Genomic DNA, 22,446 nt, shown 5'->3' on the forward strand with positions numbered 1-22,446 from the left:
TTCATCACGCGGGCGGATTTCACCACCTGCGGCAGGAACATTTTGCCGGCGCCGAACAGGTCGCCAACGATGTTCATGCCGGACATCAGCGGACCTTCGATCACTTCGATCGGACGCGCGAACGACTGGCGCGATTCTTCAGTGTCTTCGACGATGTGCGTGGTGATGCCCTTGACCAGCGCATGTTCCAGACGCTTGTTGACGTCCCAGTTGCGCCACTCTTCGGTCTCGGCTTCCTTGACGCTACCGTCGCCCTTGTACTTGTCGGCGATGGCGAGGAGGGCGTCAGTGCCTTCCGGGGTGCGGTTGAGGATCACGTCTTCGACGGCATCGCGCAGTTCGGCCGGGATCTGGTCATAGATCTCCAGCTGGCCAGCGTTGACGATACCCATGGTCAGGCCGTTGCGGATCGCATACAGCAGGAATACCGAGTGAATCGCCTCGCGCACCGGGTTGTTGCCACGGAACGAGAACGACACGTTGGACACGCCGCCCGAGGTCAGCGCATACGGCAGCTCGTCGCGGATATAGGCGCAGGCGTTGATGAAGTCCACGGCATAGTTGTTGTGTTCTTCGATACCGGTGGCCACGGCAAAGATGTTCGGGTCGAAGATGATGTCTTCCGGCGGGAAGCCGACGTCGTTGACCAGAATGTCGTAGGAGCGTTTGCAGATTTCTTTCTTGCGCGCTTCGGTGTCGGCCTGACCGGCCTCATCGAACGCCATCACCACCACGGCAGCGCCGTAGCGCTTGCACAGTTTGGCGTGATGAATGAACTGCTCGACGCCTTCTTTCATGCTGATCGAGTTGACGATGCCCTTGCCCTGGATGCACTTGAGGCCGGCTTCGATCACTTCCCACTTCGAGGAGTCGATCATGATCGGGACGCGGGAGATGTCCGGTTCACCGGCAATCAGATTGAGGAAGGTCACCATGGCCTTCTTCGAATCGAGCATCCCTTCGTCCATGTTGATGTCGATCACCTGGGCGCCGGCTTCGACCTGCTGCAGGGCGACTTCCAGGGCTTCGGTGTAGTTGTCTTCACGAATCAGGCGGGCGAACTTTGCCGAGCCGGTGATATTGGTGCGCTCGCCGACGTTGATAAACAGCGAGTCACGGTCGATGGTGAAGGGTTCCAGGCCGGACAGGCGGCAGGCCTTGGCAATCTCCGGGATAGCCCGTGGCGGATACTTGGCCACCGCCTCGGCGATCGCCTGGATATGTGCCGGGGTGGTGCCGCAGCAACCGCCGACGATATTGAGGAAACCCGCCGCGGCGAACTCCTCGACCACCAGGGCCATTTCCGCCGGGCTTTCGTCGTACTCGCCAAAGGCATTGGGCAGGCCGGCGTTGGGGTGCGCCGAGACCCGGGTATCGGCCTTGTCCGACAGCTCCTCCAGGTAGGGGCGCAGCTCCTTGGCTCCCAGCGCGCAGTTCAGGCCCACGGAGATCGGCTGGGCATGGCTGACCGAGTTCCAGAAGGCCTCGGTGGTCTGGCCGGAGAGAGTGCGGCCCGAGGCATCGGTGATGGTGCCGGAGATCATGATCGGCAGTTCGACTCCCAGCTCCTCGTAGACCCCTTGCACGGCGAAGATCGCCGCCTTGGCATTGAGGGTATCGAAGATGGTCTCGATCAGGATCAGGTCGGAACCGCCCTCGATCAGGGCGCGGGTGGCCTCGCTGTAGTTCTCCACCAGTTCGTCGAAGGTGACGTTGCGGTACCCCGGATTGTTGACGTCCGGCGACAACGAGCAGGTGCGGCTGGTCGGACCGAGCACGCCGGCGACGAAACGCGGCTTGTCCGGGGTCTCCAGGGTCTTGGCATCGGCCACCCGGCGCGCCAGGCGCGCGCCTTCCAGGTTCAGCTCGTAGACCAGCGACTCCATGCCGTAGTCGGCCTGGGACACCCGAGTGGCGTTGAAAGTATTGGTTTCCAGGATATCGGCGCCAGCGTCCAGGTAGGCCTTTTCAATGGCGCCGATCACGTCGGGGCGGCTGAGGATCAACAGGTCGTTGTTACCCTTGACGTCCTGTGGCCAGTCGGCGAAGCGGGTACCGCGGTAGTCGGCCTCTTCCAGCTTGTAGCTCTGGATCATGGTGCCCATGCCGCCGTCCAGGATCAGGATGCGTTCCTGCAAGGCGTGCTGCAGGGCGTGGAGGCGGGCACTGGGATCGATCAGGCGCTGGGACATGGCGTGACTACTCAAAAGAACCGGAACAGAGGGCGTGATAATAACAAAGCTGCACGGTTTTGCAGCAGGCGCGGTTTTATATGAAATTCATTCATCTTGACCGTATGGGTGGATGGCGGGTTCGCGGCACCCCTCTGGGGGGCACTTGACGCCTTGTCCAGTGCCACCGTCGGCGGCTTGACAACCCGTGGGGCTGCCAGGCTGCGGTCAATCGCCGACACTGGGCGCCGTCCCTGGTTAAACAAAGAACTCTTCCATGAGCCTGCACAACGAACTGATTGCCTTGATGCTGGACCTCGTCGAGCAGGATCACGGCGACGAGCCGGACATTCAGCCCTCGCGCCCGCTTACCGACGAACACTTTCGCGCACGGGCCGCGAGCCAGCTGCCGCCCTACGTGGCACAGCTTGCACGGTCGAGCCTCTGGAGCCTGGTGAGCCAGCAGTCGGACGAGGCCTTCGAAAGCGTGCACCTGGCGCGTGCGGATGATTGCGACCTGTCGTTGCTCACCGATTTTTACCAGCGGGTGTCCAGTTACAGCACCGGTGCGGCAGGCGCTGCGCGCTGCCGGGGACGCTCCGTGAGTGACTGGCTTGAGGCGCGCCACAAGGATGATCTGCACCTGGTACAGGCGCTGGTCGGGCAGGGCGAGGTCTACGTCCTGGTCCCCGCCGGCGACCAGCTCGACTGCTACCAGCCGATGGGGGAGCGGGCCTTGGCGCATCTGCTGTGGAACAACTTCGTGCGTTTTTACAGCGCCTGCGGCATCGGCTATCGCGACGAACCCCGGAGCAACGAAGAAAAGATGGCCTCGGCGATGCTCGGCTACGACAGCGCCGGCAACCTGTTCCTCGGCTTTTTCGAGTGCGAAGCGCTGCTGCAGATTCACGGGAGCACGGGGTTGTTCCTCCACGGGGCCAGCCGGCAGGCGCTCGACCAGGCGTGCGAGCGGCTGCCGCGTCATCTGGGCATCGAAGTAGCAGCTGGCCGTTGAGCGGCCTGCCGTGCCGGTACCTGGGCCGTTGAAAACGTTAAGTAACCCCTATGCGGAGAGCGCTGTATGGACACTGTGATGAAAATGGCCGGGTATTGCGCGGCGCACGCCGTGGCGGGCGTTGCCTCGGGCGAGATCCTCGTGCCCATTGTGGGCAAGCTCAAGGCCGATGGCCGTCGAAGCCTGCTGCGCCTGGCCATGGGCTCGGTCGAGGCCATGGCCCGCGGGGCGCAGTACCTGGAAGAATTCGACGCCGACGACCGCGGGGTGGTGTTTATCAAGGATGCCCTGGTCACTTTGGAGACGGGTCGTACCGATTGCCTGATCGTCGATATCCGCTTTGCCGAACATGCCGGGAAAACCCTGCAGTACCTGATTCCCTATCGCAACGCCAATCACCCCCAGGGCTTTGCCGTCCACCGGCTCAAGGTGATGGACTGCGAAGCCATTGACGGCGAGGGCCTGGCGCGCTGCACCGAAGCCTTCTTCGACGGTCGTGATGCCCATGAAGACGCGGCGGCGCTCTGGCATCGTCACTATATCGAGGAGGCGGGAGTCAGTGCCGACCACGCGGGTGAGGAAAACACCGCGTTCAGCGGCGAGGAGTTCGAAGCCTTGAAGATGGCGCCGTTCCTGGTGTTCTTCCTGGTGGCGGCGGCGGACGGTCGCATCGACAAGAAAGAGCTGCTGGCCTTCGGCAAGTTGTTGTCGAACAGCGCGCGCTACAGCAATCCGCTGCTGACCCGCATCATCACCAATATCATCAGCGATATCCCGGCCCTTGCTGGCACTTTGACTCAGAAACGGCTGAATTTTGCCGCCGAATTGACAATAATACGCGGCATCGTCGACAGCCGGATGCCGCTACCCCAGGCCGAGGCGTTCAAACGCGCGTTGTTCCAGGTAGGCCAGGACATCGCCGAAGCGTCCGGCGGCTTTTTCGGCTTTGGCAGCAAGATCAGCAAGGAAGAGCGGCTGGCCCTGGCCTGTATCGCGTTCTGCCTGGATATTCAGCTCGCTTGACAGCCTGTATTCAAACCGCTTGCCCGCTCGGGTGCCGCGGACCCACCCAATAACACCCCTCACACAGGAGATAACTATGAAACGGCAGGCGTGCGCGTGGCTGGCATCGATGATGGTATTGGCGGTACTGGCCCCGGTGGCTCAGGCGCAGGACTCCCACGAAGACCGCAAGGAGGCCTGCAAGGAGTACCGGGAGCGGCTGAAGAAATACCAGCGCGAAGGGGTGATGGGGATCAACCCCCTTACCGGTGAAGTGCGCAAGATGGATAAGGAGCGGGCCCGGGAGGTGATCGAGGACACCAAGGAAAACATCAAGCTGTTCTGTTTCTGAGTGCTGCCAGCGCGCTGAAAGATCCCTGCAGGCCCGGTATATTCCGCGCCTGCGTATGGCCATTGCCGTTGGCCGTGCGCCTTTTCCCTGAATCGACTCCTCCGGGTATAACCTGCCATGAGCACCGACCTGTTCGCCCAATTGCTGGTCCTGTACATGCGCCGTATCCGCGCCAGCGCAGCGGGGGTAGCCGCGGAAATTGGCATCAGCCGCGAGGCGGTCAATAACTGGCGTAACGGGCTGTCGCTGCCCAGCCCCAAGAACCGCAATCGATTGATCGATTGCGCCCGCTATCTGCGCCTGACTGAAGCCGAAACCAATCGCCTGTTCGGTGCCGCCGGGTTCGAACTGGAGTATCCCTTGGAGTCCAGCTCCAGCGAGTGCCCGTTTTCCAGCTATATCGACGGGTTGTTCGAGCAACTGGGCAACTTGCGACCCTATCCCATCAGTCTGCTGCTGGCCCAGGCGCACTGGGGCCAACCGCCGTTTCGCCAGGAGCTGCTCGAACGTGCCCGCAGCCTGTATGGCGAGCGCGCGGTACTGCATATCCAGCCGCCCTACAGCGTCAGCACCGCCAGTGCCAATTATTTCGCGGCCATTGGCCGTCAATGCGGATTCAGCGATGTCGCCTCCGACTACGAGTTCGAGTCGGCCCTGGAGCAACGCTTGCTGGCGGGCGAGCGGATTTTTTGCCTGGTCAGCCGGTTCGAGCAAGGCACCACGCAACTGCGCGAAACCCTGGCCGGTATCCTGCGCAGCCTCAGCGAAATGCACAGCGGGCGTCTGCACCTGTTGCTCTGTGGTGGGGAGGGGCTGGCCGATCTCAAGTACCGCAGTGGCGATCTGTCGCTGTTGAATATCGCCCAGGTCAATCACTGGCCCGAATTGACTGAAAGCGACTTGCTGTTGATTGGCCAACGCCGTTGCCCGGGGCAACGCTTCAGTTCCGGGCACCTGGCGCTGTTGCTGGAGCACAGTGGCGGTCACCCGGCCCTGGCGGAGGAGGGGCTGCAGTGGCTGGCTGACCACCCTGAATCCGCTGCCAGTGGGGCGGCCCTGGCCGCGTTCCTGGCCGGCAGCGCCCGACTGTGGCAGGCGTTTTTACCGATGAGTGAAACCGCCGAGGGACGTGCTCGACTGGCTGAATTGCTCAAGGCCGAGGACCTGGGGCGTGCGCGGCCGTATTTGCAGGATCATGATCTGCGTCGCTTGTTCTGGAGCAACTTGCTGACGGTCCGGGGGGAGGGCACCGCGGCGCGCCTGCAATGGCGTAGTGATGTCGTACGTAATGCGGGACGCCAGGTAGTGGACGCATGTTGCGAGAATTGATCGGCAATTTATTCGGCAGCTTATGGGGGCGTTTGATCTTGATCGGGGTGGTAGTGGCGTTCGGCTTTACCGCCTTGTTTATGCCGCTGTACAACCCCGTGACACGCGGCGGCGTGCTGGGAGTGGCCAGCATGACCAATGTCTGGGCCGAGGTGAACCAGTGGCGCATGCTGCTGCAAGATTCGGTGGCGCAGACGGAAAAGTGGCCCGCCGACCTGAGCGAGTTCGAATCCCATATGCCCCAGGCCTTGGTGGTGGTGCGTTCCCCGTCGCCCTATCGCTTGAGCTTCACCATGCGCGACCTGGATCTGCTGGGCGACGCCCGGGGCACGCAGATGATTCTCGACATGAACCCCCGTAGCGGCACCTGGCAGTGCAGTCAGGGCGTCCCCGCCGTGCCGTTGCATTACCTGCCGGTCAATTGCCGCAGCGAAGCCCTGCCGATCCCGGGTGGCAACAGTGGCTGGTATTGGCTAGTCATCCTGCTGTTGTCGGCGGTGATCGCCGCGATGTTTCTGCTGTACCGCCATCCGCTGATACTGCCCATCCAGCGCCAGCCGAGTCGCCTGTTGCAGCAACCTTATTTCTTGCTGACCCAACTGGACCGGGTGCTGGGCCTGTTGGGTCGCAAGAAGGTTACCTTGCAAGCCGCCGGCATCCTGCCCATCGATTGGCAAGGCGCGCTCGATTACCTGGGGGCGCCCGCCGATACCCGTAGCCGGGTGTTGGCCTTGCGGGTGGGGGCTCGTTGCCAGGCCAGCGGCGGCTGGGCGCTGCCGGGTCAGGTCCAGGAGTGGCTGTTTTCCGCTGATCTGCCGGTAGGCCTGGACCGCTGCCTGGTGTACCAGGCGACCGAGGGGTTGGCCGCCGAGGCGGTGGTGCAGCACCTGCGCGCGGCCCAGACCGGTTTGGACGTGATGCTGGTGATCGCCGGTGAGCACAGCGAGGCCCTGGCGGAGTTCTGCGCGGATCCGGCGAACCTGTTCGTACTGGTGGATGCCCAGGCGCAAACCCGCTGGTTGCTCGCGCGTAAACCCGTCGAGGTGTTTCTTCGTCTGCTGGCCGCCCAGTTGCGTCTGACCCGGATCTCACCCTACCAAACTCGGGGTGGTGTGGCGCGGGACGGCGCGTTTTTTGGTCGTACCCAGACCCTGGCGCGGGTGCTGAACCGTGAGCCGAGCAATTACCTGGTGGTGGGCGGCCGCCAGTTGGGCAAGAGCAGCCTGCTCAAGGCGGTGCAGCGCCGCTTGCAAGGTCACCCGCACATCGTCTGCCACTACGTGTCCCTGCGTGACCATCGGTTGGCGCCGCGCCTGGCCCTGCAGTTTGGCCTGCCGGCCGAGACCCCCCTGGAACAGGTGGTCACTCACCTCGGCAAGGCCCATGCCGGCAAGCGTCTGTTTCTGCTGATCGACGAAGCCGACCTGTTCTTTCGGGATGAAGCGCAGCAAGGCTATCGACAACTGTCGACCTTGCGCGCCCTGAGTGAAGAGGGTCGCTGCTGGTTTATGCTCGCCGGCTTCTGGGACCTGTATGCCACGGCGGTATTGGACTATCAGTCGCCCCTGCGCAACTTCGGTGAGGTGATCACCATCGGCGGCCTGGAACCGGAGGCCTGCCGTGAGTTGGCCACGGTACCGCTGGCGCGGCTGCGGCTGGCGTTTGGCGACCCGGGGCTGGTCGAGCAACTGGTCCAGGCCAGTGGCCAGCGGGCCAACCTGGTGGCGATCATCTGCCAGGAGTGCCTGGAAGCGTTGAAGCCCGGTGAGCGCCTCATCGGCAAACAGCACCTGGCCCAGGCGCTGGCGTCCCATGCGGTGCAGGATGCCCTGGCCGGCTGGGGCCAGCTGGTCCACGACGAAGCCGCCAGCCGTCTCGACCGCGTCATCGTCTATTACACCGCCTGCCATGGGCGTACGCGCCTGGCGGATCTGGTCCTGCTGTTCGAGCAGCATCGCATCACGGTCGGGGTGGACGCCCTGAAGCGTTCGCTGTCGCGCTTGACCTTGGCCTTTGTGCTCAAACGCGAGCAGGACCTGTATGGCTTCGCCATTCCCTTGTTCGTTCAGCAATTCGAGCCGGGCGAGCTGGGCCTGTTTTTGCACCAGGAACTGAGCGAGACCGCGGCGGCCCCTGGCCGGTCGTGACCTGCGATATGTGGCCGAATATTCCGGAGGGGTTCTGCGAGGTGCCGTTGCCATATTGTCCCCCTTGCATGGGTGCCGTGCTGGAAGCCTGGTTAATGATCGGCCTAGGACCCTGGATAGCACCGCTTCGATGCGGTTCGCTACGCCGCGGGCGGTAACGCTACACTGGCGCAAAAACCCGTCAGGTGCCCGCCATGCCGAATCGCATCGTTTGCGCGCTCTTACTGCTGCTACCTGGGCAAGGCCTGTGGGCCGCGCCGTTGTCCTACAGCCGCGATGTGCAGCCGATCCTCACCGAGAAATGCCTGGCTTGCCATGCCTGTTATGACGCCCCGTGCCAGCTGAACCTCGGCAGCGGGGAAGGTGCGCAGCGGGGCGCCAACCCGACGCCGGTATACGACGGCGGGCGCACCGAGCCAGAGTCGACCAGCCGTTTGTTCCTCGACGCCCAAGGTCCGGCAGCGTGGCGGCGCAAGGGGTTTTTCAGTGTCCTGGACGCACGCAATGGCCAGGCCGCCCTGATGGCGCGCATGCTCGAACTGGGGCGCCAGCAGCCGCTGCCCGCCCATGCCAAGGTGCCCGCCGCGATCGAACTGGGGATCGCCCGCGCCAATCAGTGCCCGCGCCCCGAGCAGTTCGACGCGTATGCGGCCACGCGTCCTGGTGAGGGCATGCCGCTGGCGGTGGCTGGCTTGAGCGATCCGCAGTACCGAACCTTGCAGGCCTGGCTCGCCGCCGGTGCGCCGGTGGACGAACAGGCGCCGCAGCCGAGCCCGGCCGCCCGTCGCCAGGTGGCCGACTGGGAGCGCCTACTCAATGCGCCGGGCGCGCGCGAGGCGCTGGTCAATCGCTGGTTGTACGAACACCTGTTCCTGGCTCACCTGTATTTCCAGGACGACGCCGCGGGCGCAGGCGGCGCACCCGGCCAGTTCTTCCAGCTGGTGCGCTCGCGGACCCCCAGTGGCCAGCCGATCGAGCCGATCGCCAGCCGCCGGCCCAACGACGATCCGGGTCCGCAGTTCTACTACCGGCTATGGCCGGTCCAGGGCGTGATCGTACACAAGACCCATATCACTTATCCCCTAAGCGCCGCCAAGCTGGCGCGGGTACGCAGCCTGTTTTTCAGCGGCGACTGGCAGGCCCCCCAGGTGCCCGGCTACGGCGTGCATCAGCGCGCCAATCCCTTCGAGACCTTTGCCGCCATTCCGCCTGAGGCCCGTTACCAGTTTATGCTGGACAACGCAGAGTACTTCGTGCGCACCTTTATCCGCGGCCCGGTCTGCCGTGGTCAGATCGCCACCGACGTGATCCACGACCATTTCTGGACCTTTTTCCAGGCCCCGCAGCAGGACCGCTACGTCACCGATGCCCGGTACCGCCGCGAAGTCACGCCCTTGCTGGCCATGCCCGGCCAGCTCGATCAACTGACCAGCTTACCGGCCTTGTGGCGCGCCTACCGGGACAAGCGCAACGCCTACGAAACCCTGCGCAGCGCCACCTATGCGCAGGGTCCCCGACCGGATTGGTCGCATATCTGGGCGGGCAACGACAACGCCCTGCTGTCGATTTTTCGCCATTTCGACAGCGCCGAGGTGCGCAAGGGCCTGATCGGCGAAGTTCCCCAGACCCTCTGGTGGTTCGACTACCCGCTGTTCGAACGCACCTATTACCAATTGGTGGTGAACTTCGATGTCTACGGCAACGTGTCGCATCAGGCCCAGACCCGCCTGTATTTCGACCTGATTCGTAACGGCGCCGAGCAGAACTTCCTGCGGCTGATGCCGGCCGGTTCGCGCCGTGAGATTCTCGCTGACTGGTACCAGCGTGCTGGCCAGCTGAAGATATGGATCGGCTATGAGGACATAGACAGTGAGACGCCAAGCGGGCTGGCATTGCCCGAAGATAAACCGAAACCGGCGTTCGCTCGGGAGCTACTGCAACGTTTCGGGAACCTTGACGCGGCCCGAGACCCGCTTAACCGCTGCATCAGCGCCCATTGTTACCGCCCGGGCATGGCGCCGGTGGTGCAGCAGGCCGAGCAGGCCCTGAGCCGTCTGGCCGGCCAGCCCGCCGGCGCGCTGAAGGTGATCGAGCATCTGCCGGAAGCCAGTTTGCTGCGCCTGGAACTGGCCGATGGCTCCCGCGAGGTCTACAGCCTGCTGCGCAATCGGGCGCACAGCAACGTGGCGTTTATGATGGGCGAAGCGTTGCGTTACCAGCCGACGCTGGACAGCCTGACAGTTTATCCGGGGGTCATGACCAGCTACCCGAATTTCATTTTTAACCTTAAGGCCGAGGAGGCGCCGGCATTCGTCGCGGCCTTGGAACAGGCCCGCGACCCGGGTGCCTTCGACCGGCTGGTGCGACGCTGGGGCGTGCGTCGCAGTCATCCGCAGTTCTGGTTCTACTTCCACGACCTGTCGAGTTACCTGCGTGAGACCGAGCCGGTGGAAGCCGGGGTATTGGATATGAACCGTTATCAGAATCTCTGAAAGCCGCTGGCTGGAATTTTTTCGACCTTTTGCCCGCTCCCCGGGTCGGAGCTTGTAGAGCGAGGCCCAGCGTTGCGGCCTCGAGGTCGTAACGGCGCGATGCGGATCGGCATCGGCGGCAATCAGGGAACCCGGGACCATGCTGATTTCGCTACAGGCATTACGGGCAGTGGCGGCCTGGACGGTGGTCATGCATCACGTGATGCAGATCTTTTTCGACTTCAAGGGTGAGGGCTTTTGGGGGCGCCTGTTTATCGAAAAAGGCGCCGTCGGGGTCGACCTGTTTTTTGTCATCAGCGGGGTGGTGATCTACCTCTCCACACGCAAGACCGACGTCAGCGCCGGGTCATTCCTGGCCAACCGGGTCATGCGCATTGTCCCGGCCTACTGGTTTTACACCGTGCTCACGGCGTTGCTGCTGGTGCAGGCGCCCAGCCTGCTGCCGGGCCAGGCGTTCGAGTTCAACCATTTTGTCCAGTCGCTATTTTTTCTGCCCGCCGAGCATCCCGCCGGCTTCGGGCTTTACCCGACGCTGGCGGTGGGCTGGACACTCAATTACGAGATGCTCTTTTACCTGTGCCTGGCGCTGCTGTTAGGGTTGCCGGTGCGTCAGCGCCTGCTGGCCTTGGCCACGGTGCTGGGGTTGATGAGCCAGGTGCTGGCCCCGGCGGGCTTGATCAGCGCGTTCTATGCCAACCCCATCGTTTTCGAGTTTCTGCTGGGGGTGGCCATTGGCATGGCTTACCGTCGCGGCTGGATCGGCCAGGGCGTTCGTGGCCCGCTGGTGGTGCTGTTGGGCGCGATGGCGGCGTTGTACCACTTCGATTCCAGCCTGCGCCTGTTGCACTGGGGGCTGCCCAGCGCGGCGATTGTGGCTGCCTGCCTGGCGCTGGAGCCGTATTTCAGTGGCATACGACCCTTGAAAGTCCTGGGTGACTGGTCTTATTCGGTGTACCTGTTGCATGGGCTGGTGTTGTCAGCGGGTTTTTACCTGTGCAACCGCTTTGGCCTGCCCGCGACGCCGGTCATTCTCGGTTGCCTGTTGGTGATTCTGCTGGCGGCCTGGCTGAGTTACCAGTGGTTGGAGAAGCGCCTGTACCGTGCCATGCGTGCCCGGCTGGAACCGGCAGTCACGGCCCGACAGGCGCTACTTTCCTGACTAAATTACTAGGGTTTTGTCGCCCGGGGTCTATTGGCGTAAACTGCGGGTACGTTTGCGAGGAGTCGACATGAGCGCCATCACCATTACCGAAGCGGCCCAGGACTATCTGGCCGATCTGCTGAGCAAGCAGAACACCACGGGCATCGGCATCCGGGTCTTTATCACCCAGCCGGGAACCCAGTACGCCGAGACTTGCATCGCCTATTGCAAACCCGGTGAAGAAAAACCGGAAGACACGGCCCTGGCCCTGAAGAGTTTCACCGCCTATATCGACGCGTTCAGCGAGGCCTTCCTCGACGACGCGGTGGTCGACTACGCGACCGACCGCATGGGCGGCCAGTTGACCATCAAGGCACCAAACGCCAAGGTGCCCATGGTCAATGCCGACAGCCCGATCAACGAACGCATCAGCTATTACCTGCAGACCGAAATCAATCCAGGTTTGGCCGGTCACGGCGGTGAAGTCAGCCTGATTGATGTGGTCGACGATGGCATTGCCGTGCTGAAATTCGGCGGTGGCTGCCAGGGCTGTGGTCAGGTCGACCTGACCCTCAAGGAGGGGATCGAAAAGACCCTGCTCGAGCGTATCCCCGAACTCAAGGGCGTGCGGGACGTCACCGACCACAGCAACAAGGAAAACGCGTATTACTAAGCCGGTGTCGAGGACTTGCTGCTAAAAAAGGTGGCCGATGGCCGCCTTTTTTCGTCTTAATGCTACAAGCGTCCGGATTCGCCAGTCCGTTGCGCGAACAATGGCCGAGAAAAGCCCGGTGGTCCGATCAACACAACCGATGTGGTGTGCATGACCCTAAGCTCCCTGCTTGTCTGTGACGACTCGAACATGGCCCGCAAGCAATTGCTGCGCGCCTTGCCCGCCCATTGGCCGGTCAGCATCGAACAGGCGGCCAACGGCCTGGAGGCCATGGCGATTCTGCGCCAGGGCCGTACCGATGTAATGCTGCTCGACTTGACGATGCCGGAAATGGACGGTTACGAGGTGCTGGCGGCGGTGCGCGCCGAAGGCTTGGCCTGCAAAATCATCGTGGTGTCCGGCGATGTGCAGGAGCAGGCGGTGCAGCGGGTCGAGCAACTGGGGGCGCTGGCATTCGTGCAGAAGCCAGCGGACCCGGCCTTGCTGGAAGCGACCCTGATGCGCCTGGGCTTGCTCGAGTCGCCTGCGTCCAGCGCGGTCGCTGCGCCGCGGGCGCCAGAAGACGAACTGCGCATCAGCTTTCCCGATGCCTTTCGCGAGGTGATCAATGTCGCCATGGGCCGCGCCGCGGCGCTGCTGGCCCGTGTGCTGGGGGTCTTCGTGCAGTTGCCGCTGCCGAATGTCAGCCTGTTCGAGGTCGGCGAGTTGCACATGGCTCTGGCTGACGCCCAGCGCGGCGACGGCCTGACTGCAGTCTGCCAGGGCTTTATCGGCGGCGGCATTGCCGGCGAAGCCTTGCTGATCTTCCATGATTCGGAAGTCGGCGCCATGGCCCAGCTGATGCACTGGTCGTCCCAGGACTACGCCGAGATGGAGATGCTGCTGGACCTTTCGACCGTGCTGATCGGCGCCTGCCTGAGCGGCATCGCCGGGCAGATCGACGTGAAGTTCTCCCAAAGCCACCCGATGGTACTGGGCGAGCACGCCTCGATCGAGGAGCTGATCCGGCTGAACCGACCACGGTGGAAGAACACCCTGGCGGTGGAAGTCAGCTACAGCATCGAAGGGCACAATATCCATTTCGACCTGCTGTTGCTGTTCACCGAAGACTCGGTGGCGCTGCTGTCCAATAAACTTGATTACCTGATGAATTGAGCATGAGCGATAACCTGGATTTCAACGAATTCCATTGGCTGCTGGCAATCGTGCAGAGCATCGACGTCGGGGTGGTGGTGTTGGACCGCCAGTACCGCGTGCAGGTCTGGAACACCTTTATGGAGAACCGTTCCGGACGTCCGCCCAACGAGGTGCATCAGCAGTCGTTCTTTAGCCTGTTTCCCGAGGTTGACCAGGAGTGGTTTCGGCACAAGGTGGAAAGTGTCATCACCCTGGGCACCCCCGCGTTCACCATTTGGGAGCAGCGGCCTTACCTGGTGCGGTTCAAGAACTACCAGCCGATCACCGGGCAGGAGGAGTTCATGTTCCAGAACACCACGATGTTGCCGCTGCAGGCCACCAACAGTGCGATTGAGCACATCTGCCTGATCATCTACGACGTGACCAATGTGGCGGTCAACAAGCAGCAGTTGCAAACGGTTAACCTGCAACTGCAACAGCTCTCGCGTACCGACCGGCTGACCGGCTTGAGCAACCGCGGTTACTGGGAGGAATGCCTGAAACACGAATATGCTCGCCATCGCCGCTACCAGAGCAGCGCGGCCCTGGTGATGTTCGATATCGACCACTTCAAGAAGGTCAACGACACCTATGGGCATCCGGCGGGCGACCAGGTGATCCAGGCCTGTGCCGAGGTGGTGCGTGAACAGGTGCGCGACACCGACTATGCCGGGCGTTACGGCGGCGAGGAGTTCGTGATCCTGCTGCCGGACATCGACAGCGCCGGCGCCGGGCTGTTTGCCGAACGGCTGCGCAAACGCATCGAGGCGCTGTTGGTCACCTACGAAGGCCAAACCATCCCCTTTACCGTCAGCCTCGGGGTGGCGGACCTCAGCCTGCCGACCGAACAATACCAGCAGTTGATCGAGCGGGCCGACCAGGCCTTGTACGCCTCGAAAAAGGGTGGGCGCAACCAGGTCAGTTTTTATACCGGTTAGTGTCCAAAGGCCCTTGGACCTCCGAATCGCACCGCAGAGGCTCAGTTGGGCTGCGACACCCGCGACTGCGCCACCCCTGCCATCAGCAGCACCACGAGCAGCAGCAACGGCAGCATGCCGATATTCACCGCATTCCAGCCCAGACCGGTGATCAGCACCCCCGAGGCAAAGGAGCCGAGGGCCGCCACGCTGCCGTTGCCCAGCTCCATCAGGCCCTGGGCCTGTCCGCGCTCCTCGGCGCTGTGGCCGGCGGCGAGCAGGGTGGTCCCGGCGATCATCATCAGGTTCCAGCCCAGGCCCAGCAGAAACGACGACAGTAAAAACTGCGCCTGCCCCAGGCCGGTCATGGCCACCGCCGCACTGAGCGCCAGGACCAGGCTGCCGAGCAGGGCGATGCGCCGACTGCCGAGGCGGTCCACCAGCGGACCGGCGATAAAGGCGGGCAGGAACATGCCCAGCAGGTGCCATTGGATCACCTGCGCACCGGCCTCGATGGACAAGCCGCACAGGCTCATGGCCAGGGGCGTGGCGTTCATCACCAGCATCATCAGTCCGTGGCCGACCGCCGTGGTCAGCAGGGCCAGGCGCACTGTGGGGCGTGCCAGCAGGCTGGCCAGGGCGATGCGGGGCCCGCTCGCTACGCTGCTGGCGGCCTGGGCCGGCAGGCAGTTGAGCAACGCCGCGCCGCACAGGGCCAGCAGCGCGATCAGTGCATAGGCGCCGACAAAGGGCGTGGCCAGGGCATTGCGCGAAACCAGCGCCAGGCTGGGCGCCAACAACGCCGCCAGCACGCCACCACCCATCACATAGGCGGCGGCGCGACCACGTTGCGCCACGCTGACCGCGTCCATCGCCGCGAAGCGGTAATACATGGCCGAGGCCTGGTAGCTGCCGATCGGCAGAGCGCCCAGGCAGAACAGGCCAAAGTCCCCCAACCAGACCCCCAGGGCGCTAAGCAGGCCGCCCAGTACCCCGGCGCCAGCGCCGAGCAGCAGGCCCGGTCGGCGCCCATGGCGCTGCATCAAGGCCGACAAGGGTTGCACGGTCAGCAGCCCACCCAGTACCAGCAGGGCCAAGGGTAGGGTGGCCAGCGCGTTACTCGGCGCCAATTGCAGGCCCACCAGGGCGGTCAGGGTGATGCCGATCAATGAACAGCACCAGTACAGGGCCTGGGCGGCGGCGAGCAGGACAATGTAAGGGTTTCGCAGCAGCATGCTCGCTCCGTTTCAGCAGCTAAGACCTGACCTGTGCATGGCCAGGGGCGCCCGTTCGCGCCCGTTGGCTGGGCGCGGTTGGGCAGGGGAAGGATGATCGGCATGCCCCGGGGCATGCCCACGTGCGTTAGGCCTTGGCGGCGCAACCGGCCGGCTTGAACACCCGCTCGGTGGAGGCGGGGAATTTATCCAGCTTGGCGACGGGGCGGCGAGGACGGGTCAGCAATTCGCCGCCGCAGTTGGGGCAGATGCCGGCCAGGTGTTGCTCGGCGCAGTCGACGCAGAAGGTGCACTCGAAGGTGCAGATGCGCGCCAGGGTGGAATCGGCGGGCAGGTCACGGTCACAGCATTCACAACCGGGGCGTAGTTGCAGCATGGGGTTTCTCCTTGGGGTGATTGAAGCGGTTCAACCGAACCGCTCGGCGTATTCCTGCGGGCTGACCGACAGGTGTTTGTGAAAGCTGCGGCGCAGGTTTTCCGGGTGACCGAAGCCGGTCAGCCGGGCCACGCTGCTCACCGATACCTGGGCGTCCTGCAACAGCAGGCGAGCCGCCTCCAGACGTACCTTTTCCACATAGCGTCCAGGGCCCATGCCCAGCTCGCGGACAAACAACCGCGACAGGCTGCGCGGTGCCATATGGACCCGCGCAGCCAAGGCATCCAGGGACAGGTCGTCGCCCAGGTGCGCCGGGATCCACTCCAGCAGGCTGGCCAGGCGCGGAATGCGTTGCGGCTCGGGCGTCAGCCAGGCACTAAACTGCGCCTGGCCGCCCGGACGGCGCAGGAACATCACCAGGCGGCGCGCCACCGCCAGTGCCAGCGGGCGCCCCAGGTCGGCCTCGACCAACGCCAGGGCCAGGTCGATGCCCGCAGTCACCCCGGCGGAGGTGAAGACATGACCGTCGCCGTCCCGGCCGCTGGGGTCATAGGTGTGCAGGCGGTCGTCAAGCACCTGCACGGCGGGATAGCCCTGACGCAAGGTGTGCACATCGGCCCAGTGAGTGGTTACCTGACGGCCGTCCAGCAGGCCGGCGGCGGCCAGGATCATGGCGCCGGAGCAGACCGAACCGAGGCGCCGGACCCGGGGCTCGGCGTCGCGCAGCCAGGCCAGCAAGGCGGCGTCCTGGCACTGCCGCTGCTCGCCGAGACCACCGGGGATCAGCAGGGTGTCCAGCGAGTCCGGGTCCGTCTCCGACCAGGCCTGTTCGGCGATCAGTTGGAACCCGGCTGAAGTGGCCATCGGCCCAGCTTCGCTGCCCAGCACCAACACCCGGTAGGCGGCCGGCAAGCCCTGGCGTTGCCGCTCGACATTGGCGGAGGCAAAGACCTGCAGCGGACCCGTCAGGTCCAGGCTCATCACGTCCGGGTACAGCAGGCAGGCGACGGTTTTCAGCGTGTTCATAACCACCTCGTGGATCAGGCATCCAGTGTGTCGCCTGGATAGATTGGCAACAAGGACATGGATCCCACGGATATGGCCATTTTTTTTTTCCAAAGGAGAGAAAGGCGTGCGCGTTAGAGGAATTAGTCGCCAGAGGGCGATCCGGGGGATGGCTGGTCTTTTCCGCACCCAGTCACGCTGCAGTCACTGGATACCCGCCTGCGCGGGTAGGACGGGGTATGAGGGCAATGCGTCTGGACAGGTTCGCGCGGGCGCGCTGACGGCATTGCTTCGATGACTCATATTCGCCAGCCCCGCGAAGATTCCCTTCCGTCATTCCCGCGTAGGCGGGAGTCCAGGTATTTGGGTGTACCGGGAAACGGGTCCACCTCGACCGTCTCTCGCTGGCAATCGCTGGAGCCGCCGCGCCGTCAGGACTGGCTACCCGCCTGCGCGGGTATCACGGGGTCTATAAATTCAGCGTCATTCCCGCGAAGGCGAGAAAGCCAGGCGCGCGGAGGTATCCGGCTAGCGGCCTGCGCGGGTATGCGGGGGGGGGCTATTGATTCAGCGTCGTTTCCGTAAAGACGGGAAAGCCAGGCGGACGGCAGGCGCTGGCTAACCCTTTGCGCCGATACATGGCGGCTGTCTGACCAGGCGAGGAATTGCACGTGGCCCCGCCAGTCGGCTGCGCAAGCAGCCACCTGGCGGGGCGAGTATTGGCTATAGCAACCTTACTGCGGTTCGACCTGAACCGCGAAGGCGGAAGTCATGCGCAACACTACTTGACGCCCCAGGTACTCGTCCTTCATCTCCACATCCGGGCGGACCTTGATGGTGCGCTCGCTGCCGTCCGCCATCTGCAGGGTAGCGGTTCGCAGCCTGGTATCCATGGACTTGACCAGGGCGCTGATCTCGAGCGTATCGGCTGCTAGCATGCCGGGTTTGCCGCCCTCCGGCGCGGTTGCCAGGATCCCGGCGGCGCCGTCGTTGGCGACTTCGCCGGGTTTGCGCAGGTAGACGATGCGCTCCAGGCCAACCTTGGCCCGAACCCTGTCACCGACCTTCAACTGAGCGAAATTCTGCATCTCTGCAGGGGCGTGGAAGGTGCGATTGTTGCCCAGGTCATCCTTTAGGGTGAAGCTGCGCTGGGCCAGGTCCACGGCGATTACTGTTGCCGTCAACTCTTCGGTCTCAGCCACTGCACCGCCCGGGACCCCTACGGCGTACGCCTCGGTGCGGTCGTACTCGGTACTCAGTTCGTCATTTCCCTTGCTTTGGCAGCCCAGCATCATCGCTGCGGCCAGCGATAACGTGGCGATACGCGGTGCATTCATGGTCAGCTCCTTGCGTCAGGGTTGTTGCAAGTCAGTGGTGCGAATTTCGTAGACGGCCTCTTCAGGTTCCATCGGCCGCAGGTGAATCAGGTAGCTGGGGGTGATAAGGGTCATTTCTTTCATATTGAAGCGTACGTCGAGCTTGAGGTATTTGACCTCGCCGGGGGCGACGCTGAAGCTTTGCTCGATATCGTGCGGTTCCCACTTGGCCTGGCGGGTCAGACCGGTGATACGCAGGGTATGACGACCCGGTTGCAGTTCCACCCGACGATGGGCATTGAACTCGAGGGTGCCGATGCTCTGCTCATCGAGCAGCACGTCCGGATAGGAAAAGCGCAGGGGCTGGCTACCGGGATTGTCAGCTTTGGGACGAAACAGATAGAGGGTGGCGAGGTCCGGGCTGCTCGGGGGTATGGGTTCGAAATAGCCGGGGCCTGTGCAGCCAGCCAGCAGAAGGAAAGGAAGGACAAGTTGGGAGAGTCGAGGCATGGATGCTCCTTCGTGGCGCCAGGGTTCAATCCAGCGTAGCAGCATCACGCCGGCGCACCAGGGCCCGTTCGACGGCAACAGGGTTCAACCGGCCAGCCAGCGCTCCACGCAGTCGAATGCCGCCTGGCGACGGGTGTCCCAGTCGCCGCCAAGCGGCTCGAAAACCTGCCGCTGTGCCTGCAGCCAGCTCTGGCACGCCTGGTGGAAGGCCTGGCGTTCGGCCAGGTGTGGCTGACAGCGTTGGCCATCGTCGATCCAGGGCACATCCGCCGGATCGAGCAACAGGTGCAGGTCGTAGCGGCGGGCCAGCAACGCCGGTTCGATCCAGGCCGGGCATTCGCCGAACAGCAGGCGGCTCCACAACAGGTTGCTCAGCAGGTGGGTGTCGAGGATCAGCAGCGCCGGCTGCGCGTCACGGGCCGCGTCCTCCCAGGCCAGTTGGCCGCGGGCGATGGTGGAAATATCCCCATAGCAGGTGTCGCGCCGCACCTGGTCGATAAAGTGGCGCACGTATTCGCCGACCACTAGGCCACCGAAATGTTGCTGGATCAGCCGCGCCAACCAGCTTTTGCCGCTGGATTCCGGCCCGGTCAGCACCAGTACCTTCACGCGGCGGCCACCGCCGGATCGCGCCGCCAGTGCTGCCAGCCTTTCAACGCCAACAGGGTAAAGAGGGCATAGAGCACCGCCGTGGGGATAAGGTCCCGGTGCACATAAAGGCCCACATAGAGCAGGTCCAACACGGCCCACAGCGGCCAGCATTCCAACCGCTTCTGCGCCATCCAGACCTGCGCCACCAGGCTGAACGCAGCGAGCGTGGCATCCAGCCAGGGCGCCGCGGCATCGGTGTAGGTGGCCATCAGGTAGCCCAGGCCGAGGCTGCCGGCAGCACCCAAGGCCAGGCTCAGCAGCAAGCCGGAGGCCTGCAGGTGGCTGACCTGGCGCCCATGGTGCTGTTGGCCGCCGCGGGTCCACTGCCACCAACCGTACAGCTGCAGCACGGCGAAGACGCCCTGCAGCAACATGTCCGAATACAGCTTCGCGTCGAAGAAAATCCAGCCATAAATCACCACCATCACCAGGCCGATCGGCCAGCCCCAGGGGTTCTGCTTGAGCGTCAGCCAGACGGCGATTACGCCCAGCACGGCGGCGAAAAGTTCGAGCGGTGACATGCGGGTCCTCGGCCGCGACGATGCGCGGCATGCTGAAACAACGGGGCAAGTGTAGCGTTTTGCTTATCGGGTACCGGTCAACAGATCAGGCTGTCCGCCTGGCGATACAGCACCAGCAGCTTGCGCGTGATGGTTTGCTGGATGTCGTCGCGCTCGAAGGTCGACAGGTGTTCGAGTTTTTGCACCTGCAGGCGATGCAGGTGGATATAGGGCATCTGCTGGTCGAACTCGCGCAAATCGCCCTTCATCATGATCGGCAGGAACACGTCGCCGATCTTCTTCTGGTTGCTGATGATCTGCGCCAGCGCCGGTTTGAACGCCATGGTCTTGGGCGCCGGGCCGCCGTCCTTGATTTCGCTGGCCAACAGCAGCCCGGGTTTGCCCAGCACCACCCCTGGCAGCACGCACAGGCCGGTGCGGCGGATGGCAAAGGCGTCGATGCCGTGCAGGGTGTCATGGAAGGCATAGGGGTTGGGCAGCACCACCATCTTGCGGCCCAGGTCCGTAGGGAAATGCAGGTTGTAGTTGGTGTACAGCTGGCGCACCGACTCGGAGTACACGCACAGGCGGTTCTCGAACAGGCGGATAAAACGTTCGGCCAGTTCGCGCCGGGCGATACTGTCCAGATCCCAGATCAGGTCCTGATTCTGCGGACGGGCCAGATCGACTTCCTGGTGTTCCATGCCACTCATGCAATGTTCATACGCGAAATTGTCCCAATAAACGATTCAACTGGGCCGCCAGCTGGCCCAGGTGCTGGCTGGCACCGCTGGATTGCTCGGCGGCCTGGGCGTTTTCCCGGGCCAGGTCGGCGGCCTGGGTTACATTCTGATTGATATGCTCCACCACATGCGCCTGTTGCAGGGTGGCGCTGGCGATGGACGCGTTCAATCCGCTCAGGCTACGTAACGCCTGGCTGATCTGCACCAGGCTGTCGCCGGCCTGACGGGCCTGGTCGACGGTGAGCTGGGAAGCCCGGCTACTGTCATTGATCACCTTGACCGCGGCCTCCGAGTTGCCTTGCAAGCGCTCGATCATGCTGTGGATTTCGGCGGTCGACTGCTGGGTACGTTGGGCGAGCAAGCGAACCTCATCGGCCACCACCGCAAACCCTCGCCCTTGGTCGCCCGCGCGTGCTGCTTCGATGGCGGCATTCAACGCCAGCAGATTGGTCTGTTCGGCGATGGTGCGAATGACTTCCAGGACACTGCCGATCTGCGTACTTTCACCGGCCAGTTTCTCGATCACCTCCACGGCCTTGGCAATGGTACCGGACAACTGGTCGATTTGCCGCAAACTGGATTCGATGTTCTGTTGTCCGCGGTTGGCTTGCTCCTCGGCATCCTGCATTTGCGTGGAGGCCTGCTCGGCCGTTCTGGCCACGTCCTGTACCGATTGGGTCATCTGGTGGATGGCGCTGGCCACCAGTTCCATCTGTTGTGCCTGCTGCCGGCTGTGTTGCTGCCCCTGGCTGGCGTTGCCACCCAGGGCGTGGGCCGACTGGTCCAGGGTGCCCGCAGCCTCCAGCAGTTGACCGATCAGGTGGCGCAATTTGGCGGTAAAGGCATTGAAATGCTCGGCCAACGCCGTGAGTTCGTCACGGCCATGGGTGTCCAGGCGCAGTGTCAGGTCGCCGTCACCGCTGGCGATGCTGGCCATGGCATTGACCGCGTCGCCCAGGGGGCGAACGATGCTGCGGGCGATCAGGGTCACCAGCAGCGCCATCAGCACGGCGATGGCCAGGCTGATCAACAGGGCCCGCAGCGCCTGCTCGCGAAATTCGGCCTGCACGTCATCCAGGTACACGCCCGAGCCGAGAATCCAGCCCCAGGGCTGGAACAGCGCCACGTAGGAAACCTTGGGCACCGGATCGGTGGCGCCGGGCTTTGGCCAACGGTAGGCGACCGTGCCGGCGCCGTGGCTGCGTGCCAGGTCAACCATGTCATTGAACAACGGCTTACCATCCGGGTCCTTGAAGCCGGACAGGTTCTGTCCCACCAACTTGGGGTTGGTCGGGTGCATCAGCATGGTCGGCGTCAGATCGTTGATCCAGAAATACTCGGTCTTGGCGTAGCGAAGGCCGCTGATCAGGGCCATGGCCTGTGCCTGGGCGTCGGCGCGGCTCAGGGTCCCGGCCGCTTCCAGGGCCTGAAAATGCTGTAACACGCCGAGGCTGCTCTCCACCAGGTGCTGGGTCTTCTGGGTCTTGGCGGCATACAGGCCGCCGTGGATCTGTTGCAGCATCAAGGCGGCGAGGGCGGCCAGCATCAGCAGCGAGAGGCCGAGGATCAGGCCCAGGCGCCGGCTAATGGGAAGGGAGCGAAGGCTGTTCATGGCAACTCCTGCGGATTGTTGTGATGGCAATGCACGCCGGCCCGGCCCGGGTGCTCCTGCTTCCTCGCGTTAAGGCTGCAGGG

The 22,446-nt window shown here is 63.6% G+C and carries 20 protein-coding genes and 1 pseudogene; 10 read left to right on the forward strand and 11 right to left on the reverse strand.

Annotated features, from left to right (window positions below):
* Positions 1–2,192 (reverse strand): methionine synthase (gene metH, locus ABWY06_RS01350; RefSeq protein WP_353923759.1); only part of this gene is annotated, 2,192 nt, incomplete at its 3' end.
* Positions 2,193–2,448: 256 nt separating this feature from the next.
* Between metH and ABWY06_RS01355 the strand changes: the two genes are divergently transcribed.
* From ABWY06_RS01355 to ABWY06_RS01400, 10 genes are all read left to right on the forward strand, one after another.
* A complete protein-coding gene (locus ABWY06_RS01355; protein WP_353923760.1) occupies positions 2,449–3,186 on the forward strand; it encodes a hypothetical protein in 738 nt (245 codons plus the stop codon).
* Between the two features lie 66 nt (positions 3,187–3,252).
* A complete protein-coding gene (locus ABWY06_RS01360; RefSeq protein WP_353923761.1) occupies positions 3,253–4,209 on the forward strand; it encodes a hypothetical protein in 957 nt (318 codons plus the stop codon).
* 76 nt (positions 4,210–4,285) lie between these two features.
* A complete protein-coding gene (locus ABWY06_RS01365) occupies positions 4,286–4,540 on the forward strand; it encodes a hypothetical protein (RefSeq protein WP_353923762.1) in 255 nt (84 codons plus the stop codon).
* 117 nt (positions 4,541–4,657) lie between these two features.
* Entirely contained in the window at positions 4,658–5,869 is a 1,212-nt protein-coding gene (locus tag ABWY06_RS01370; RefSeq protein ID WP_353923763.1) for a helix-turn-helix domain-containing protein, read from the forward strand.
* Entirely contained in the window at positions 5,854–8,016 is a 2,163-nt protein-coding gene (locus tag ABWY06_RS01375) for an ATP-binding protein (RefSeq protein ID WP_353923764.1), read from the forward strand. Before ABWY06_RS01370 ends, ABWY06_RS01375 begins: the two co-directional genes overlap by 16 nt.
* A gap of 194 nt (positions 8,017–8,210) precedes the next feature.
* On the forward strand, positions 8,211–10,508 hold the full coding sequence (locus ABWY06_RS01380) for a fatty acid cis/trans isomerase (RefSeq protein ID WP_353923765.1): 2,298 nt from the start codon (positions 8,211–8,213) through the stop codon (positions 10,506–10,508).
* Positions 10,509–10,647: 139 nt separating this feature from the next.
* Positions 10,648–11,667 (forward strand): acyltransferase family protein, encoded by a 1,020-nt coding sequence (locus ABWY06_RS01385; RefSeq protein ID WP_353923766.1) that lies wholly within the window; start codon positions 10,648–10,650, stop codon positions 11,665–11,667.
* A 70-nt stretch (positions 11,668–11,737) separates the two neighbouring features.
* A complete protein-coding gene (gene nfuA, locus ABWY06_RS01390) occupies positions 11,738–12,322 on the forward strand; it encodes a Fe-S biogenesis protein NfuA (RefSeq protein WP_353923767.1) in 585 nt (194 codons plus the stop codon).
* 150 nt (positions 12,323–12,472) lie between these two features.
* A complete protein-coding gene (locus ABWY06_RS01395) occupies positions 12,473–13,477 on the forward strand; it encodes a response regulator (RefSeq protein WP_353923768.1) in 1,005 nt (334 codons plus the stop codon).
* 2 nt (positions 13,478–13,479) lie between these two features.
* Positions 13,480–14,436 carry a sensor domain-containing diguanylate cyclase gene (locus ABWY06_RS01400; protein ID WP_353923769.1) on the forward strand — a complete coding sequence of 319 codons (957 nt, stop codon included), beginning with the start codon at positions 13,480–13,482 and terminating at the stop codon, positions 14,434–14,436.
* 41 nt (positions 14,437–14,477) lie between these two features.
* Here ABWY06_RS01400 and ABWY06_RS01405 read toward each other — a convergent pair whose 3' ends face one another.
* From ABWY06_RS01405 to ABWY06_RS25845, 10 genes and pseudogenes are all read right to left on the reverse strand, one after another.
* The gene (locus tag ABWY06_RS01405; protein WP_353923770.1) at positions 14,478–15,650 is read right to left on the reverse strand and encodes an MFS transporter; all 1,173 of its coding nucleotides are present in this window, start codon (positions 15,648–15,650) and stop codon (positions 14,478–14,480) included.
* 127 nt (positions 15,651–15,777) lie between these two features.
* The gene (locus ABWY06_RS01410; protein WP_353923771.1) at positions 15,778–16,026 is read right to left on the reverse strand and encodes a DUF1272 domain-containing protein; all 249 of its coding nucleotides are present in this window, start codon (positions 16,024–16,026) and stop codon (positions 15,778–15,780) included.
* A 30-nt stretch (positions 16,027–16,056) separates the two neighbouring features.
* Entirely contained in the window at positions 16,057–17,052 is a 996-nt protein-coding gene (locus tag ABWY06_RS01415) for a GlxA family transcriptional regulator (protein ID WP_353923772.1), read from the reverse strand.
* A gap of 713 nt (positions 17,053–17,765) precedes the next feature.
* Positions 17,766–18,368, reverse strand: coding sequence for a hypothetical protein (locus ABWY06_RS01420; protein ID WP_353923773.1), 603 nt, complete (start codon positions 18,366–18,368; stop codon positions 17,766–17,768).
* A 15-nt stretch (positions 18,369–18,383) separates the two neighbouring features.
* Entirely contained in the window at positions 18,384–18,857 is a 474-nt protein-coding gene (locus tag ABWY06_RS01425; protein WP_353923774.1) for a hypothetical protein, read from the reverse strand.
* An 84-nt stretch (positions 18,858–18,941) separates the two neighbouring features.
* Positions 18,942–19,466 carry an AAA family ATPase gene (locus tag ABWY06_RS01430; protein WP_353923775.1) on the reverse strand — a complete coding sequence of 175 codons (525 nt, stop codon included), beginning with the start codon at positions 19,464–19,466 and terminating at the stop codon, positions 18,942–18,944.
* The gene (pnuC, locus tag ABWY06_RS01435) at positions 19,463–20,029 is read right to left on the reverse strand and encodes a nicotinamide riboside transporter PnuC (protein ID WP_353923776.1); all 567 of its coding nucleotides are present in this window, start codon (positions 20,027–20,029) and stop codon (positions 19,463–19,465) included. The genes ABWY06_RS01430 and pnuC overlap by 4 nt, the downstream gene beginning before the upstream one ends.
* Positions 20,030–20,106: 77 nt before the next feature.
* Positions 20,107–20,721: a hypothetical protein gene (locus tag ABWY06_RS01440; RefSeq protein ID WP_353923777.1), complete on the reverse strand. Its 615-nt coding sequence runs from the start codon at positions 20,719–20,721 to the stop codon at positions 20,107–20,109.
* A 7-nt stretch (positions 20,722–20,728) separates the two neighbouring features.
* On the reverse strand, positions 20,729–21,463 hold the full coding sequence (locus ABWY06_RS25840) for a methyl-accepting chemotaxis protein (protein ID WP_502948132.1): 735 nt from the start codon (positions 21,461–21,463) through the stop codon (positions 20,729–20,731).
* 123 nt (positions 21,464–21,586) lie between these two features.
* A pseudogene (locus ABWY06_RS25845) lies at positions 21,587–22,363 on the reverse strand (cache domain-containing protein); the annotation flags it as partial.
* Positions 22,364–22,446: the final 83 nt, after the last annotated feature.

The organism is Pseudomonas sp. (assembly GCF_040514055.1).
GTDB lineage: Bacteria > Pseudomonadota > Gammaproteobacteria > Pseudomonadales > Pseudomonadaceae > Aquipseudomonas.